Raw genomic sequence first — 17,388 nt, forward strand, 5'->3', positions numbered from 1 at the left:
TGGTTCCTTTTCGTTAGCGACTGAGTGAAAGGTTGTCGATCAATCGGGTAGCGCCCAGAAACGCCGCCACCAACAGGGTAACTTCGGCGTCTTCTTCAGTGGCGGGTTTCAGGGTCAGGCTGTTGGCAATATTGAAGTAGTCAGGCCTCAAACCGGCGTAAATCAATGCCTGACTGGCTTCCCATTCAATCATGCTGAAGTCTGTTCGCCCCTGGCGGATCTTCTCGGCCGCGTCCTGCAGGGTCTGGTAAACCACCGGGGCGATCGCGCGCTCTGGCTTGGAGAGGTAGCCGTTGCGGGAGCTTTTGGCCAGGCCGTCATTTTCACGAATCGTTGGCGCGCCGACAATTTCCACTGGCATCATCAGATCCCGGGTAAGCTTGCGGATGACCGCCAGTTGCTGAAAATCCTTTTCGCCAAACACCGCAACATCCGGCTGAACCATGTTGAGCAGCATGGTGACGACCGTGGCAACACCCTCGAAATGTCCGGGCCGGCTGGCGCCGCAGTGGCCCTCGCTGACTTCGGGAACAATCACCCGGGTATGTCGGGCCAGGCCATCGGGATAGATCTCGCTGTTGGCTGGCGTGAACACCAGGGTGCTGCCTGCCCGTTCCAGCGCCTCCTGGTCTTCCTGCAGGGTGCGGGGGTAATTGTCCAGATCCTCGAATGCCCCGAACTGCATAGGGTTCACAAATATGCTGGTGACCACAATGTCGGCGGTTTCGCTGGCTCGCCTGACCAGCGAAATGTGGCCTTCGTGCAGGTTGCCCATGGTAGGCACAAGCGCGACCCGTTTGCCCTTGAGGCGGTAGCCGCGAAGCATGGTCCGGAGTTCTTTCAGCGTGTGTACGGTTCTCATGCTTTGAACGTATGCTCCTCGGCAGGAAATGTGCGGTCCCGAACGGCGGCCACATAGGCTTCAATGGCGCCCCTTGCGGAACCGGTCTCCGCCAGAAAGTCTTTCACGAAACGCGGTTTGCGGCCGGTAGTAATGCCCAGCATGTCGTGGACAACGAGCACCTGACCATCGGTATCCGCGCCGGCACCAATGCCGATCACCGGCGCCTGAACAGCCTGGGTAATACGGGCGGCCAGTGGTGCCGGTACACATTCCAGCAGGATGACGTCGGCGCCGGCCGCAACCAGTTCGCTGGCATGCTCAATCATCAGTTCGGCGTGTTTTTCGTCACGCCCCTGCACCCTGTAACCGCCGAATTTGTTGACGAACTGGGGGGTCAGTCCAAGGTGGGCACAGACCGGAACGCCCCGTTCGCTGAGGGCATGGATCGTGTCTTTCATCCAGGCGCTGCCTTCCAGCTTGACCATGTGAGCCCCGGCACGCATCAGCTCCGCAGCGTTTTCCAGGGCGGTCTCCACTGTGCCATAGGTCATGAATGGCATATCCGCCATGATCAGCGAGCCCCTGTTGCCCCTGGCCACCGAAGTCACATGGTACACCATCTGATCCATGGTGACCGGAAGGGTGCTGTCGTAACCCTGCAGAACCATACCCAGCGAATCACCAATCAGAATCACGTCAACGCCAGCTTCGCTGACGATCTGGGCAAATGTAGCGTCATAAGAGGTCAGCACGGCAAACGCTTCGCCCTTCTGCTTGTATTCACGCAGGGTATTGATGGTAACAGCCATAGAATCCTTGCCTTGTGGTTGGACCGTTGATGGACCGGCTACTCAAGGGTAATCCGGGGGTGTATTATAGGCAATAGCCAGCCGGGGTTTGCCGTGGCCGGGTTATTCGCCCGGCAATGGTGTCTGGGCAACGGGATGAAGTTTCCGAAGCTGGTTGTCCGGGCATCCGCGCCGCAAATCCGCGATGTTTCTGCCGTCCGGGAGGGTCAGAGCGGGGTTCAGATCCAGCAGCGGTTGCAGCACAAAATCGCGGTTTGGCAGTTCCGGATGGGGAACGTTCAGCCTTGGCCCGGAAAGCGTTTCGTTGCCGTAGATCAGCAGGTCGAGATCCAGGGTGCGAGGCCCCCAGTGTCTGCCGCGCTCACGCCCGTGAGCCTGTTCAATACCCTGGAGGTGGTCCAGCAGGGTCAGTGGCGACAGGGTTGTGCGTAACCAGACAGCGCCATTGATAAAGTCAGGCTGGTCCTGCGGCCCTACCGGGCGGCTGCTATAAAAAGGAGACTGGGCCACCAGTTCGGTGTCCGGCAGCGCCGCCAGTCCGACCAGGGCTTGTGCAAGCTGTACCGATGGCTCAGCCAGATTACTGCCCAGACCGATAAACGCATCCGTCGCCATCACCGGTCAGTCCTTTTTGGCGGGCTTCTTGCGCTTGCGCTTTTTCGGCCCTGTGGCACTGCCGAGTTCGCTCAGCATCCGTTCCTGACCCTTCTCGTCCAGCTCCTGGAACTCGGTCCACCACTGGCCCAGCCCCGGTTCGATTTCGCCGGCGTCTTCACGCACCAGAAGGAAGTCATAGGCGGCGCGGAACCTGGGATGTGAGAGGGTTACAAGCGAGCGCTTGCCCTGGCGGCGGGGTAACCGTATCTGCAGTTCCCAGATTTCTTTCATGGGGCCAGAGAAACGCCGGGGAATGGATGTGGCCTGAACCTGCTGGCCAATGACCCAGCCGATTGCCGAGTGCAGTGCCGGCTGCACCGGATCACCGTTATCCTGGCGGCGGCGCCACTCAGCCTGGAGGGCGGGCCAGAGCAGGGCGGCAAACAGGAAGTAGGGCGTGACCGATTTGCCCTGGGCAATACGTTTGTCGGTGTTTCTCAGGGCCTGCCGGATCAACTGGTCGCTCTCGCCGTTGGCAATGGCTGCTGCCGTTTCCGGAAACAATGGCGCCAGCAGGTTGTAGTCACTCAGCAGGTCATAAGTGACTTCGCCATAGCCTGCAGAAAATAACTTCAATACCTCCTCGAACAGCCGGGCGGGAGGTATATGAGTCAGCAATGGTGCCAGTTTGTGAATCGGTGCTTCGGTTTCCGGCTCAATGGTAAAGCCGAGTTTGGCGGCAAAGCGGATGGCCCGCAGCATTCGCACCGGGTCTTCGCGATAACGGGTTTCGGGGTCGCCGATCAGTCTCACCTGGCGCTTTTTCAGATCGCTCATGCCGTTGGTGAAATCCACCACGGTGAAGTCCCGAATGCAGTAATAAAGAGCGTTGACCGTAAAGTCCCGGCGAACAGCATCTTCCTGCATCGAGCCGTAGACGTTATCGCGGAGCAACTGACCGTGTTCACTGGTGCGACGATCGTCATCGTCATCCTCCTCGTCTGCATCGGCGGCATTGCCGCGGAAGGTCGTCACCTCGATAACTTCACGTCCGAACAGAACATGAACAATCCGGAAACGCCTGCCGATAAGTCGGGAATTACGGAACAGTTCGTGGACTTCCTCTGGCGTTGCACTGGTGGCGATATCGAAATCCTTGGGCTGGCCGCCCAAAAGAATGTCGCGCACGCCTCCACCTACCAGATAGGCTTCGTAACCTGCGTTGTTCAGTCGGCTGAGGACTTTTTTTGCGGGTTCGCTGATTGCCGACCGGGACACATTGTGCTGGTCCCGGGGGATATCCTGACGCTGCTCGGGACCGGACCGGTTTTCGTCCGTCCCGGAAAAATAAGTGGTGACTTTGTCGATAAGGTTATTAAACATTGAATTCCGTCAATTGCGCTGGAGCAAAAGCGAGAGTTTACCGCTTTGAACAGCTTTTGAACACGTCTGGCAGGTTGAGGCGGGTAATAAGGGTGAATGCCGCTTGGGCGAGGGTCGCCAGAAAAATTTCGGGCATCCGATAATAAGAAGGCGGACTCATGCTGACGAGCCCGCCCTCAAATCGTTGACGATCGCAATTATTGTTGTTTTGTCGGGATTTTTTTGGTGTTTTTACCCCAATCGTGCTCCCACTATCGGGAACGATCTCAAGCAAACGGAAGGCTTTGAATACATAGAGTAGTCAGGAGCATAGAGCGTGTTATCAGAATAGGTGCAGTGCCGTCTGGTCAACGATTCTTGTCTGCATCTACAACTCGCTCGTGCCGTAGGACCACTAAAAAGCAAGTACCCAAAACACTCAGTTCGCACACGTTCTCTTACTGTTTTTGTTGATGAACGTTGCTCCGCAGCTTTTTGTTTTTGTTTTGGCGCTGCCAGATCATTGCTGTTTTTGTTTTTAGTTCCGAAAAACTGCAGCAGGGTATGTGCCAGCTTTTAAACGTGCTTTACTAACAACAGGTTAGTATTCCGCAACCTTTATAAAGCACTGCCGGGATGGCAAAGGTGTTACTGGTCTTAAGATAAAACTGAAAGCAAGTGTTACCGTGAGGAACACCTGGTAACAAATGAGCGACCGTTCATATTTTGCGGTAATGGGTTACCGACACAGGCCGGCTCAGTTCGCTGCATTCTTTTTACGGGGAATGCCCAGACGCTGCCGACGCTCCCACAACGACTTCCGGCTGATACCCAGTTTCTGGGCCAGCTCGGTCTCGCTCATGCGGTCCTGGTTTTCAAGCACGAAATGCTGGAAATAGTCCTCCAGCGAGAGGTCGTTTGAGGCGTCAGTATCCCGGCAGCGAGCCTGTTGATGATTGCCGTCCACCAGGGTTTGCGGAATCTCGACGTCGTCAGCGGCGTCCTCAAGGTCCAGCAGTGCAGGTGTAATCAGACCCTCGTCGCAGAGAATGGTGGCGCGCTCAATGGCGTTCTCGAGTTCCCGTACATTCCCCGGCCAGCGGTGACGCTCCAGGACCCTCATGGCTTCAGGGGTCAGATTCAGCGAAGGCTTGCCCATCTTTTCACCCTGGCTGCGCAGAAAATTCTGCGCCAGGCCAAGGATGTCCGGCAGGCGTTCACGCAGCGGTGGTATGCGAATCTGCATGACGTTCAGGCGGTAATAAAGATCTTCCCGAAACCCCCCTGTTCTGGTCATGGCTTTCAGGTTGCGGTGGGTTGCCGCAATCATCCGCACGTCCACCCGGCGGCTCTGGGTTGAACCAACCTTGCGGATTTCACCCTCCTGTAACACCCGCAACAAACGGGCCTGGGCTTCTGCCGGCAGCTCGCCGATTTCGTCGAGGAACAGGCTGCCGCCATCCGCAGCTTCGATCAGGCCGGTTCTCTCCGATACCGCACCGGTAAAGGCGCCTTTTTCATGACCGAACAACTCGGATTCGATCAGGCTCTCCGGAATAGCGGCACAATTGACTGAAATCATCGGGTTGGACGCTCTTGGGCTCATCAGGTGAAGTGCGCGGGCCGCCAGCTCCTTGCCGGTGCCGGACTCCCCGCGGATCAGAACGGTGGTTTCGGTGGGCGCCACTTTGCGAATCAATGTGAAGACTTTCTCCATGGCATCGCAATTACCATACATCAGGCTGGCAGGATCACTGTCGACTGGTCCCGGCTCGTTAATCGCTTTGTCCGGGGCTGGCGGCAGCGCCCGCTTCGGCTTCTGGCGTGCCAGTATCTTGCTGACGACTTCCAGCATTTCGTCGTGGTCAAAGGGTTTGGCAAGGTATTCAACCGCGCCCATTTTCATGGAATCCACTGCCGATCGCAGGCTGGCGTAGCTGGTCATGATCAGAACCGGCGTATCCGGTGCACGTCTGATCAGTTCTGTGCCGGGTGCGCCGGGCAACCTGAGGTCCGAGATAATCAGGTCAAACTGGCTTGGCTGCTGGTGCTCGGTGGCTTCTTCCACCGAGTCTGCATCAGCAATGTCGTAACCGGCGTGAGTCAGAAGCTTACGTATCGCTGAACGTATAATCTCTTCGTCTTCCACTATCAGAATGCGAGGCATAACCGTTTATGACCTTTGGTTCTGGCTGATGATGCGACCTGTATCCGGTTCGTAGGCGGGCAGCCTTATCCGTAAAGACGTTCCGCCGGAGCCGGGACTCAGTGGGCTGTTAACCTGAATGTTGCCGTAGTGCTCTTCTACAATGCTGTAGACCAGTGATAATCCCAGGCCGGTTCCCTGGTTGGGCGCTTTGGTGGTGTAGAAGGGCTCGAAAATATGGTCCAGTTGTTGCGGCGGAATGCCGGAGCCGTTATCGGAGACTTCGATAATAGCGGAGTAGCCGTCCCGCTTTCCACTGATTAAAACGTCCCCGCCCTCGGGTGATGCATCCCGGGCGTTTGCCAGCAGGTTGATGAATACCTGAACCAGCCGCTGCTCATCCCCCAGAACCATGAGGTCGTCCTGGCAGTCGTTGCGGTATCGGATGCCGAGGCCTTTGTCGCTCAGGGACAGCAGGTTAATGGATTCGTCGACACAGCGGCGGATCTGCACAGGCTCGTAGCGATTGGCGTGAGCGTGATTACCGGTGCGGGCAAAATTCATCAATGACTGCAGAATGGTTGAAATCCGGCGGGTCTGCTGCTGGATCTGATCGGCGGCCGACAGAATGTCGGGGTCGTCGGTTTCCAGTTTCAGATTCTGGGCGAGGGAGGAGATACCGGTGACGGGATTGCCGATTTCATGGGCAACGCCCGCTGCCAGCCGTCCGACGGATGCCAGGCGCTCGCTATGCATAAGCTCGCCTTCCAGCAACCGGATTTCGGTCTGGTCTTCCACCATGATGATATTGCCGCCCTCGGGATGATCCGGGCCGCCAAGAGCCGCTTTATGCAGGTTCAGCCAGTGCGGACGGCCGCCCAGATCAAGACGGTGCTTATAGCGGTGCAGATCATCCCCGCCAATGAAATCGTCCAGCAACAGGTGCCAGTGTTCTGGCAGCGCCAGCAGTTTTGCCCCCACGACGTCCTCAGCGGTGATGCCCGTTAGTGTCTCCATGGCGTTGTTCCACATCAGAATCTCGCCGTCATCGCCCATTGAGCAGGCAGGAATCGGCAGGTTGTGAAGAGTCTGGCGATAGTGTCGACGCAGGTTGTCGAGTTCCCCGGCAAGGCCGGTGAGACGGTTCGCGTAATCGCCCAGGGCGCGTTCCACATAGCGGATGTCCTGACCGGTTCCGCCCCCGGCCATGGGTTTGAAATCCAGGTTCCGCTTCACCAGATCCCGGGCGACGGCTGGCCCGAAGAGTCCGGAGAGATTCGCTTCTATCCTGTCTCTGAGGCGGCGAAGCTGGTATGGACGGTATTCGATGCGGGGCAGCCTGAGCTGCTGCAGCGCACGTTCAACCTCCCGCCTGGCGACATCCATGCCCAGGGGCGTGGCAAGCTGGATGATGAAATCCTCAGAGGAGGTGGCCAGCAGTTCCCGCCGCCGTGGGCGTGACAGTGCGCCTACCGAACAGGCTTCTGCGGCGCTGGACTCTTCTGGTGTGCTGGCACTGATTACCGACACCAGAGCAAACACCAGGATGTTCGACGCCAGGCTCAGGAAGATAAAGATATGAGCGTTACCGGGGTCGGGGGTCAGCGGTGAACCCAGCACGGCCAGAACATCGGCGGTGTCCGACAGGGGCAATACCAGCGTCAGCAGCCAGATAGCCAGGCCGGCGCAAAGACCCGCGTTCAGGCCGCGGCGGTTACCTTCCCGCCAGTAGATGACGCCGAGCGCGCCGGGCAGCAGCTGAAGCACTCCGGACAGCGATATGATGCCGAGGACCGAAAGTTGAAGATGCTTGCCAAGAGTTTCATGAAACAGAAGCGCCGTGAGAATCGTTGCGGCAATGAGAACGCGTTTGACCCTTCGCAGCCAGTGGTAGATGTCGCCCTGGTCTTTCGGGGTGCGCAATGGCAGAACCACATGGTTGAGCACCATCCCTGCCAGCGCCAGGGTACTGACGATCATCAGGCCACTTGCGGCGGACAGGCCGGCAATGTACACCAGCAGCGTCAGCGCCGGGCTCTGCACCGCCTGGGCCACGGCAATGGCAAAAAACCCCGGATCGCTGCCGGCTGCCACCGCCTGGCCGCCCCACAGCACCAGTGGTACCGGCAGCCCGAGCAGCAGCAGGTAAAGCGGCAGGCCCCAGCTCGCTTTGGCCAGTGCCCTGGGAGAGGGGTTTTCACTGAAAATCATATGGTACATGTGCGGCAGTACCAGAGCCCCGGCGAAAGACATCAGCATCAGGGCGCGCCAGCTTCCCTCGTCACCCCGCAGCGCCATCGCATTATCGGGATGGGCATGATTCGCCAGCCAGTTTTCCAGTCCGGACATGCCTCCGAAAACACTGAACAGTATGACTCCGCCCAGCAATAGCAACGACACCAGTTTGACCAGAGAATCAAACGCGATGGCGACCACCAGCCCTTGATGACTGTCCGAGCCCTGGTCCCTGTTGGCACCGAAAAGCATGGCAAACAGCACCACGATCAGGCTGAACGCGACGCTGATCAGCAACGGTGGAGTATCGGGCGCCAGCAGACTGGCGGAAGTCGACACGGCCTTGATCTGCATGCTGAGCAGAGCCAGCACGGCGGCACCGGAACAGAGGGTAACCAGTGTGCCCGACCACTGGCTGCGGTAGCGGTAGGCAAACAGATCCGCCAGCGAACTGAGCTGATAGGCGCGGCCGATGCGCAGGATGGGATTGAGCAGCACCGGTGCCAGCAGAAACGCACCGCTGATGCCCAGGTAATAGGCCAGAAAACCGTAGCCGTATTCCGCCGCCGCGGCCACGGCAGCGTATACCGCCCAGATCCCGGCGAAGACACCGAGGCTGAGGGTATAAACCAGAGGGTGTCGGGCCCAGCTTCGTGGCAGTAGTCCCCGTTCTGTTATCCAGGCAATGCCGAACAGCAACAGCAGATAAAAAAAGCTGGCAGTGAGCAGGCTGGAAGCACTAAAACTCATTGGGGTCCCGCCGCCATTCGAGCCAGAAGCCCATGGCAATCAACCCGCCCCAGATAATATAGGGTTTGTACCAGGCGCTCCCCGGGGGAGCCCACCAATCCACAATGTTGGGCGAGAAAAAATAGATGGCCAATACCAGAAGAAAGACCAGACGGTAGATATACATCAGAAGAGATATCCCCACTGCCGCATGAGTGAAAGGTTATAACACGCGGTTTACCGGGCTGTCAGGTGAATCCGTGATGGCTGCCAGCGGGCCGCGGCTGTCTGCAGAATATGGGCCACCGGGTCGGTTGTGGTAAAGTCGGACACGTCCTGTGCCAGCGCGACAAGGGCAGATAGCAGGTTTTCGCCAGGCCTGAGATTGTCCAGCGCCGGCGCCAGGTTCTGTTTGCTCAGTTTCTGGCCCTGTCCGTTAAGGATCACCGGTATATGCAGCCAGGCAGGTGCTCTCGAACCCAGGGTCCGGTAGATCTGGCACTGCTGGGCAGTCATGTCCAGCAGGTCTGAACCGCGAACCACCCGGGTGATCTGCTGATCAATATCATCGGCCACCACCGCAAGCTGGTAGGCATAAAAACCTTCCTTGCGACGAATGACAGGATCGTCGATTTCGCCACGAATCTGCTGACATTGCGGTCCCAGCAACTGATCCTGCCAGTGGGCATCCTCGTCCTCAAGCGCAAACCGGACGGCGCAGGGTTGGTGGTTAACCCGGTCAGCAGTAATGGAGCCTTTCCGACACCGGTTGGGGTGCCTGCCCTGACTTTCCTGAAGCTGCCGGCGGGAACAGATGCAGCGGTAGGCGCGACCGTGTTGCAGGAGGTTATCAATGATTTGCTGGTAACGCTGGTGGTGCCGGGACTGGAGTCGCACGGGCTCGTCCGATTCCAGGCCGTGGGCTGTAAGGCTGGCGAGAATCTGCTCAGTGGCTGCGGGAGACTCCCTTAGCGGGTCCAGATCTTCAATCCGCACCAGCCAGACCCCATTATGGGCGCGGGCATCAAGATAGCTCGCCAGGGCCGTGACCAGGGAGCCGAAGTGCAGCGGGCCGGTGGGTGAAGGCGCAAAACGCCCCCGGTACACTTCAGTCACGGCAGGGCCGGTCAACTGCCGCCCGGTCAAATGCCGGTCTGGCGCTCGCGGATCTCGGCGAGGGTTTTGCAATCAATGCACAGCGTTGCTGTTGGACGGGCCTCGAGCCGGCGAATACCGATTTCAACGCCGCACTGGTCACAGAAGCCGTAGTCATCCTTGTCGATATGGTCGATGGTCTGGTCGATCTTCTTGATCAGCTTACGCTCGCGGTCCCGGGTGCGCAGTTCCAGGCTGAATTCCTCTTCCTGGGTTGCGCGGTCGCTGGGATCTGCGTAATTTGCCGCATCTTCCTGCATGTGATGCATGGTGCGGTCAACTTCTTCCATCAGTTCCTGCTTCCATTGCATCAGCAGGCCTTTGAAGTGCTCGAGCATTTCGGCACTCATGTATTCTTCCCCCTTCTTCATTTCATAAGGGGTAAAGCTGGTAATCCGTTCGCGTGGTTTTTCTGCAGTCTTAGCCATAGCACCGGCCTCTTGTTAATACTCTATTGGAACGGCCTGCTTGCCACCGCATAAGCCTCGTGGTCAAGCGGTTTGAATCCGGATCAAGCACTCGCTCTGGAATGGGAATTGGCGGAAAATAGCAGATTAGTTACGGCGGTACCAGTCTTGTCGTAACGAGTTTGGAACGGAGACACAGATGAAGATACCCGGCCCGATAATCGAAGCGCGACTGAACCGCCGTTACAAGCGTTTTCTCGCGGATGTGACCCTTTCAGACGGCAGTGAAGTAATCGCCCATTGCCCGAACACCGGGTCCATGCTCGGGTGCCAGCCCGCCAATGCCCGGGTGATTCTGAGCGTCAGTGATAATCCGAAGCGCAAGCTGAAATATACCTGGGAACTGGTGGAAACCGCTCCGGGCGTTTGGGCCTGCATCAATACTGCACGTCCCAATGCCCAGGCCCGGGAAGCGATTGAGAGGGGAGCTGTTGAAGAACTGGCTGGCTATGCGATGTGTCGTTCTGAAGTGCGTTACGGCAGCGAGAAAAGCCGGATTGACCTTCACCTTTCGGGTCATCAATGCAGGGCTGATGCCTGGGTCGAGGTAAAAAATGTGACGCTGTGTAAGGACGGTACCGGCTACTTTCCCGACGCTGTGACAAGCCGGGGCCAGAAACACCTCAGGGAACTGATCGCCCAGGCCGCAGCCGGTGCCCGGGCTGTGTTGTTGTTTGTGGTCAACCACAGTGGCATTGAGGTCGTAAAACCGGCGGATCAGATTGATCCCGCCTATGGCAAATTGTTGCGACAGGCTCAGGCCGCCGGGGTGGAATTGCTTGCTTATCGGGCCGCGCTTTCAGATGAGGGAGAGCCGGAGCTCGATCTCTCCCTGGTCGGACCGGTGCCGGTCAGCCTGCAGCCCTGATCAGCTGCCGGGTATTCCGAAATGCTGGCGGATGCGATCGGCGACGGCTTCAGCGAGGTGGCCCTGATCAGTGTAGAGATGCACTGTGTGGGTTTTCTCCTGGTCCGTCAGCGGCTCGAACCAGCCTGCCTGAGCTTCCAGAAGCTCTTCGGAGGCTTCCGAGGCATCCCCGGCCCGTTCCCGGATCCATTGCCTGCGGGTTTGTTCCGGCGCCTCGCAGTGAATCAGAGCGAACGGCAGGCCGAGGCTTTCTGCCACTTCCGTCAGCAATTCCCGTTCCTGCTGTTTCAGGCAGGCGGCATCGACAATCACCGGCATGCCGGCGAGCAACAGCTCCCGGGCCAGTTCTGCCAGCCGCTGGTAAGTGCGCTGATTGGCTTCTTCAGTGTAAAGGTTCTGGCCGATGCCTGATTTGCTGTCATCCAGCGGTCCAAGGCCATAAAGGCGCTTGCGTTCGACGTCTGAACGCAGCCGCACCAGCCCGAGTTCCGCTGCCATATCTTTGCTGATGGCGGACTTTCCGCTGGCAGATAAGCCCGTTGTTGCCAGCAGATAGGGGTTGGGGATGCTGCTGTATGCTTCAGCAAGCCGGGCATATTCCCGGAAGCGCTGCATCAGATCAGCCTTTTCGGAGTCACTCAGTGACGGATTGGCCATGGTAAACAGCGCAATTTTGCCGCGAACCATGGCCCGGTAGGCCTTGTACAGGTTAAGCAAGGGTAGTGCCTGGAAGTCGCCCCGATATTCCAGGTAATGGTTCAGCACCACACTGGCCAGACGATTTTCACCGCGGGATTCCAGGTCCATCAGCAGAAACGCCAGATCATTGATCACGTCGATCCAGCGAAACGGCTCGCTGAATTCAATGCAGTCAAAAACAGTGACTTCGCCCTCGTAAACCGTAATGTTTGCCAGGTGCAGATCACCATGGCACTCGCGCACAAAGCCTTCGGCGCGGCGCTGTTCGATCAACGGCTGGAGGCGCTCAAAAGTGGCCCGGGTCCAGGCCTCCAGATGATCAATCTGGTTCAGCAGAGCCTCGTCATCAATCATCGGGCGGATCTGATCAAAGTTTTCCTGCATGCCGGCGAAAACCGCAGCGGGTGTTCCCAGGGGCTTGTCGTCGGGCACAGGTGGTAGTGTTTCGTGAAATTCGGCGACCTGCCGGGCCAGACTGGCAAGCTGCCCGGCGTCAAGTTCGCCCCGTTCCTGCTGCTTGTCAAACAGTTCATGCTGATCAAACTGGCGCATCCGGATGGCGTATTCGAACGCCTCGCCGCTGCCGCCCAGTAAAGGAGCACCGGCAGAACCGGTAATTGGCAGAACTTCAAGGTAGAGTGAATCCGCCAGACGTTTGTTCAGGCGCAGCTCTTCTTCGCAGAAATGCTTGCGACGGTCCAGCGTGGAGAAATTCAGGAATCCGAAATCCATCGGTTTCTTGATCTTGTACGCGTAGTCACCCGTGAGAATAACCCATGAAATGTGGGTTTCCAGAACCTGAAACCGCTGAACCGGGTGGTCGTACAGTTCAGGATTCTGCAGGGCCCTGATCAGGTCATTGGATGGTACGTCAGTCACTTTCTTCTCCCTGGAATGGTCAGTAATGTCATGTTTGGCGGCATTAGCATGGTGACCATCATAACGGTCAGGTTACATAAATGACACAAGGATGCGTTGCCGCAGCGGACATCCGATTCGGTATAATCCCGCCATGAGAAAAAACGCCCCCGCAAAGAGAACGCCGCGCAAGCGCTCCGGCAGCCGCAATAAACAGCCCTGGTTCTGGCGGCTTGTTGTTCGTGTCTCCCTTGTTGTCCTGGTACTGCTTGCTGCCTGGACGGCCTATCTCGACGCGGTGGTGACCTCCCGCTTTGAGGGTCGGCGGTTCGAAGTGCCCTCGCGGGTATACGCCCGACCGCTGGAGCTGTATGACGGCGCCAGCGTTACCGCAAGCGGGCTGCAACGTGAGCTGGAGCTGGCAGGCTATCGCCTCGGCCGGTCGGACTCGGGCGGAACCTACCGTCGCAACGGCGGGCAATTCGAGATTTACACCCGCGGTTTCCGCTTCAGCGATGGCCAGGAACCCCGGCGGCGCCTGTCTCTGGTCATCTTCAATGACAAGGTCCGGGAATTCACCGTAACGGCCGGGCCGCCATCGGCCATCGTTCGCCTGGAGCCGGCGCAGATTGGCGGTATTTACCCGGCGCACAAGGAAGACCGGGTGCTGGTGCAGCTTCAGAACGTACCGGAACTGTTCCGCGGTGCCCTGTTGGCGGTTGAGGATCGTGATTTCTATGATCACTTCGGCATTGCGCCGCTGTCGATCGGGCGGGCAATGCTGGCCAATATCCGTGCCGGCAGTATTGTTCAGGGCGGCAGCACCCTTACCCAGCAACTGGTCAAGAATTTCTTCCTGACCCGGGATCAGACTCTGCTGAGGAAGGCTAACGAAGCGCTGATGGCACTGTTGCTGGAACTGCACTATGACAAGGACGATATTCTCGAAACCTACATAAATGAGGTCTACGTCGGCCAGGCCGGCACCCGGGCGATTCACGGGTTCGGGCTGGCAAGCCAGTTCTATTTCGGCGAGTCGATTACCGACCTGAAAAGTCATCAGATCGCCTTGCTGGTGGGACTTGTAAAGGGGCCGTCCTATTACAATCCGCGACGGCATCCGGACCGGGCCAGGTCCCGCCGTGACCTGGTGCTTCGGGTGATGGCCGACACCGGTCTGATTAGCGAGCAGGAAGCCTCCCGTGCCCGGGGGCAACCGCTGGGGGTATCCGCCAGGGCCTCTTATTCCGAGAACCGGTATCCCGCCTATATCGATCTGGTGCGGCGCCACCTTGCCCGTGATTACCGCCGGGAAGACCTGGAGAGCGAGGGCCTGCGGATTTTTACCACCCTCAACCCGGACATCCAGTACGCTGCGGAATCTGCTGTCAGTGACACGCTGACATCCATGGACCCGGATTCCGAACGCGCGCTGGAATCGGCAATGGTCGTTACCGCAAGAGACAGCGGTGAAGTGCTGGCCCTGGTGGGTGGGCGTGACCCGCAGTTCGCCGGTTTCAATCGTGCGGTGGATGCGATGCGGCCCATCGGCTCACTGGTCAAACCTTTCGTTTATCTGACGGCATTGCAGCATCCGGACAAGTACACCCTGGTTACCCCGGTCGAGGACAGGTCCTTCTCTCTGGTGTTTGACGATGGCCGCCGCTGGGAGCCAAAAAATTACGATGGGGAGGAGCGGGGCGAGGTGCCGCTGCACCGGGCATTGTCGAATTCCTATAACCTGCCGACCGTCAGGGTGGGTCTGGATGTCGGGGTAGATACAGTGCGAACCACGCTGCAGGATTTTGGTGTTGACGGCGAAATTTCCGGATACCCCTCGCTGTTACTGGGCTCGGTTTCGATGGCGCCAGTGACCGTGGCACAGATTTATCAGGGGCTGGCGACTTCCGGCTTCAACACACCGCTGCGAACCATTCGCCAGGTCACCGACGCTGGCGGTGAAGCGTTGAGTCGCTATAGTCTGAAGGTAAAGCAGGTGGCGGATGCGGGGTCTGTCCACCTGATCCAGTATGCCCTGCAGGAAACCATGCAGGAGGGTACGGGGAGCTCGGCTTACCGGACCGTACCGGAAGCACTGACCCTGGCGGGGAAAACCGGCACCACAGACGGCGGCCGGGACTCCTGGTTTGCCGGCTTCAGCGGCGATCTGCTGGCGGTGACCTGGGTGGGCCGGGATGATAACGGGCCCACGTCGCTCAGCGGCGCAACGGGTGCCTTGCCGGTGTGGGCCGGGTTCATGGCCCGGGTGCCGCAGCACGGATTTTCACCGGTGGTTCCGGACGGCGTTGGCTATCACTGGGTCAATTCGGAGCAGGCTGCATTAACGGATGAAGGCTGCCGGAATGCGCGCCTTATGCCATTTATCGTGGGCAGCGAGCCCGAGATTGAAATCTCCTGTGGCGGCAGTATTCAGCGCCGTGTGCAGGGCTGGTTTGAAGGATTATTCAGATGACGTCAAAACTGATCAGACACTCCGCCGTATTGGCAATGGCAGGTCTCCTGTCGGCCTGTGCTGCGGGGCCGGGCGGCGGTTCGATCTATGTCCCGGCCAGTTCGGAAGAACCCGAGGCACCAAAACCGCCGCGGATCGAAACCGGCGCTGGCGAACCGAGAGTGGAGCGTAAAAGTGAACAGCCGGAAGACGAGCGCATGGCGCCGGCTTACCAGCAAGAGGGTGATGCCCTGCCACCGGCAGCACGGGGCCTGATTCAGAGGGCAGACAGCCTGCTGGCTTCCGGTGATGCCCAGGCAGCGGTCAGTCAACTTGAGCGTGCACAGCGAATTGCGCCGCGGTCGTCGACTGTCTATTTCAGGCTGTCGGAGGCTTATGTGGCGCTTGATCAGCTCGGGTCCGCTGAACAGTTTGCGCTGAAAGGTTTGTCGCTGGCCGGAAACGATGCGTCGCTGCAGCGCAATGGCTGGCTGTTGCTGGCGGATATTCGCCGGGCTCGTGGCAATGTGGCAGGCGCTGATCAGGCAGAGGCTCGTGCCGCCAACCTGTGAAGCCTCGGAAATGGCGGTCGGCTGCGGTAAGGTCAGCCGACCGGGTTTTCGGGGTTTTATTGTGAACTCTGGATGTCAAGGTCTACGGCTGTTATCGCATCGGCCATAACGGTGACTGTTTGCACATCAACAAAGCTGATGTCGTCGTCATTCTCGACAAGGTCATTGCCGCAGGAGTAGCTCACTTTGTAATCGCCAGCCGGTATAAACGCTGCTACGAAAGTCCCTTCCCCATTCGCTTTGACTGGAGCGACAGTCAGCGGCTCGTTTGCGCTGCCGATGTCATCTGGTTCAAGGCTGGTGTCTGCATGAACGTAGACGTTGCCTGCGAATTGATCAGCGATAAACGCATCACCGCACTCCTGATCGATCAGATTACCGAACACTTGTCCCTTGATCCTGCCGACTTCCGAGTTGTCGACCAGTCTGAGCACGGGCTTGAGCTTGTAGCTGCCTTTGCCACCTGGGTTGACCAGTGACTTGCGCACATCGAAATCAATGGTGAGACTGACTTCCCCTCCGGCCGGGACTGTAAACTTCGAAGTCTGAACGCCCCTTGCCGATGGCGTCGTGAGTGGATAAGAATTTCTGGCAGCACTGCCGTCGGCGACCTCATCGATAACGACCGTGTTATTACTGCCAAGCTCAAGTCGCATCCAGTTGTATCGGCCGGCCTGCACTTCTTCATCGATTATAAGGTTTTCAAATTCGCCACCCTGAAGGTCCAGTAGGTTTATCGGCTGCGGGAACTCGAGTTCAAACCTGATGTGCTTGCCGCCGGCGGGGTTGAGTACCAGCGCAGTTACCTCGATGTTGACTTCCTGCGCGCTGTCTACTGGTGCGTCCGTCAGTCCAACGCTCAGGCTGCCAGTTTCTCCGGCGGTGGCACTGCCGCTTACACTGCCATCGCCACTGCCGCCCCCACCGCAGGCGGCCATTGCGCTGGCGAGTGTTGCGACGGTAAAAAATTTGACGGACTGTTTCATAGTGGAGCTCCGTTACTTGCAATGTCAGGTTTTGCCGACTATCGCTTAATTGCCAAAGGTAAATCGGTCTCTACCAGAAGAACGACATTGCGTGCCGTGAGGTTCCATTCTATGTCGTTACTGTTTGTTAAAATGGCGGCTAAGGTCGCTGGTTGGAGCGCTCAAAGAAAAATGTCCCGGAATATACTTGGCGCGGTGATGCAGTTATGCTCTTTCCAACACTCATTATTTGACGAGCGCGCGGGCAGCGGAATTGGCATTACTACCCTTTAAACCTAACCGTTCAAAACGATTCGAGCGGCTGGTTCAGCAACACCTGGAGCCTATGTACCGCTTCGCCTTCCGGCTTACCGGCCAGCAGCAGGACGCTGAGGATCTGGTTCAGGATGTGGTGGTCAAGTTATACCACCGGCTGGAAGAGCTTGAAGCGGTTGACCAGCTCCGGCCATGGCTGAACCGGGTGCTTTATCGACAGTTCATTGATTCCGTGAGGCGCAGGGGCCGACGCGCTGATTGGGTGATAAGCGACATTGCCCCTGCTGGTGAATCAGATCTGCTGGATAATCAGCCTGCTGATTTGCCCGATATAACCGAGCAGCTGGACTTTGC

At 58.2% G+C, this 17,388-nt stretch carries 15 protein-coding genes; 4 read left to right on the plus strand and 11 right to left on the minus strand.

Annotation, left to right across the window (positions count from 1 at the left end; all coding sequences use genetic code 11):
* Nucleotides 1-13 precede the first annotated feature (13 nt).
* The 9 genes from panC to dksA all read right to left on the minus strand — a co-directional run bounded on the left by panC (nt 14) and on the right by dksA (nt 10,305).
* Nucleotides 14-862: a pantoate--beta-alanine ligase gene (panC, locus tag VJ956_RS05515; RefSeq protein WP_324082584.1), complete on the minus strand. Its 849-nt coding sequence runs from the start codon at nt 860-862 to the stop codon at nt 14-16.
* Nucleotides 859-1,653 (minus strand): 3-methyl-2-oxobutanoate hydroxymethyltransferase, encoded by a 795-nt coding sequence (panB, locus tag VJ956_RS05520; protein ID WP_324082585.1) that lies wholly within the window; start codon nt 1,651-1,653, stop codon nt 859-861. The genes panC and panB overlap by 4 nt, the downstream gene beginning before the upstream one ends.
* Nucleotides 1,654-1,755: 102 nt before the next feature.
* Nucleotides 1,756-2,268: a 2-amino-4-hydroxy-6-hydroxymethyldihydropteridine diphosphokinase gene (gene folK / locus VJ956_RS05525; RefSeq protein ID WP_324082626.1), complete on the minus strand. Its 513-nt coding sequence runs from the start codon at nt 2,266-2,268 to the stop codon at nt 1,756-1,758.
* Between the two features lie 6 nt (nt 2,269-2,274).
* Complete coding sequence (gene pcnB / locus VJ956_RS05530; RefSeq protein WP_324082587.1) at nt 2,275-3,633, minus strand: polynucleotide adenylyltransferase PcnB; 1,359 nt, start codon at nt 3,631-3,633, stop codon at nt 2,275-2,277.
* A 736-nt stretch (nt 3,634-4,369) separates the two neighbouring features.
* Nucleotides 4,370-5,779, minus strand: coding sequence for a sigma-54 dependent transcriptional regulator (locus tag VJ956_RS05535; protein WP_324082589.1), 1,410 nt, complete (start codon nt 5,777-5,779; stop codon nt 4,370-4,372).
* 6 nt (nt 5,780-5,785) lie between these two features.
* Nucleotides 5,786-8,743, minus strand: coding sequence for an ATP-binding protein (locus tag VJ956_RS05540; RefSeq protein WP_324082591.1), 2,958 nt, complete (start codon nt 8,741-8,743; stop codon nt 5,786-5,788).
* Nucleotides 8,733-8,909: a hypothetical protein gene (locus tag VJ956_RS05545; protein ID WP_324082593.1), complete on the minus strand. Its 177-nt coding sequence runs from the start codon at nt 8,907-8,909 to the stop codon at nt 8,733-8,735. Before VJ956_RS05545 ends, VJ956_RS05540 begins: the two co-directional genes overlap by 11 nt.
* Nucleotides 8,910-8,959: 50 nt before the next feature.
* Entirely contained in the window at nt 8,960-9,838 is an 879-nt protein-coding gene (gene gluQRS / locus VJ956_RS05550; RefSeq protein WP_324082596.1) for a tRNA glutamyl-Q(34) synthetase GluQRS, read from the minus strand.
* A gap of 26 nt (nt 9,839-9,864) precedes the next feature.
* Nucleotides 9,865-10,305 (minus strand): RNA polymerase-binding protein DksA, encoded by a 441-nt coding sequence (gene dksA, locus VJ956_RS05555; protein ID WP_324082598.1) that lies wholly within the window; start codon nt 10,303-10,305, stop codon nt 9,865-9,867.
* 178 nt (nt 10,306-10,483) lie between these two features.
* Here dksA and sfsA point away from each other — a divergent pair, with 178 nt between their 5' ends.
* Nucleotides 10,484-11,212, plus strand: coding sequence for a DNA/RNA nuclease SfsA (gene sfsA / locus VJ956_RS05560; RefSeq protein WP_324082601.1), 729 nt, complete (start codon nt 10,484-10,486; stop codon nt 11,210-11,212).
* Here the strand turns inward: sfsA and VJ956_RS05565 are convergent, their stop codons facing one another.
* A complete protein-coding gene (locus VJ956_RS05565) occupies nt 11,213-12,790 on the minus strand; it encodes an AAA family ATPase (protein ID WP_324082603.1) in 1,578 nt (525 codons plus the stop codon).
* A 133-nt stretch (nt 12,791-12,923) separates the two neighbouring features.
* On the opposite strand from VJ956_RS05565, the gene mrcB reads away from it, so the two are divergent.
* Complete coding sequence (mrcB, locus tag VJ956_RS05570) at nt 12,924-15,242, plus strand: penicillin-binding protein 1B (protein WP_324082605.1); 2,319 nt, start codon at nt 12,924-12,926, stop codon at nt 15,240-15,242.
* Nucleotides 15,239-15,793, plus strand: a complete 555-nt coding sequence (locus VJ956_RS05575; RefSeq protein ID WP_324082607.1) for a tetratricopeptide repeat protein — start codon at nt 15,239-15,241, stop codon at nt 15,791-15,793. The genes mrcB and VJ956_RS05575 overlap by 4 nt, the downstream gene beginning before the upstream one ends.
* 56 nt (nt 15,794-15,849) lie before the next feature.
* Here the strand turns inward: VJ956_RS05575 and VJ956_RS05580 are convergent, their stop codons facing one another.
* The gene (locus tag VJ956_RS05580) at nt 15,850-16,779 is read right to left on the minus strand and encodes a DUF4382 domain-containing protein (protein ID WP_324082609.1); all 930 of its coding nucleotides are present in this window, start codon (nt 16,777-16,779) and stop codon (nt 15,850-15,852) included.
* A gap of 325 nt (nt 16,780-17,104) precedes the next feature.
* Here VJ956_RS05580 and VJ956_RS05585 point away from each other — a divergent pair.
* Nucleotides 17,105-17,388, plus strand: a 284-nt coding sequence (locus tag VJ956_RS05585) for an RNA polymerase sigma factor (protein ID WP_324082612.1), incomplete at its 3' end; no start/stop codon positions are given.

This window comes from Marinobacter sp. (assembly GCF_035268745.1).
In the GTDB taxonomy this organism is placed as follows: Bacteria; Pseudomonadota; Gammaproteobacteria; order Pseudomonadales; family Oleiphilaceae; genus Marinobacter.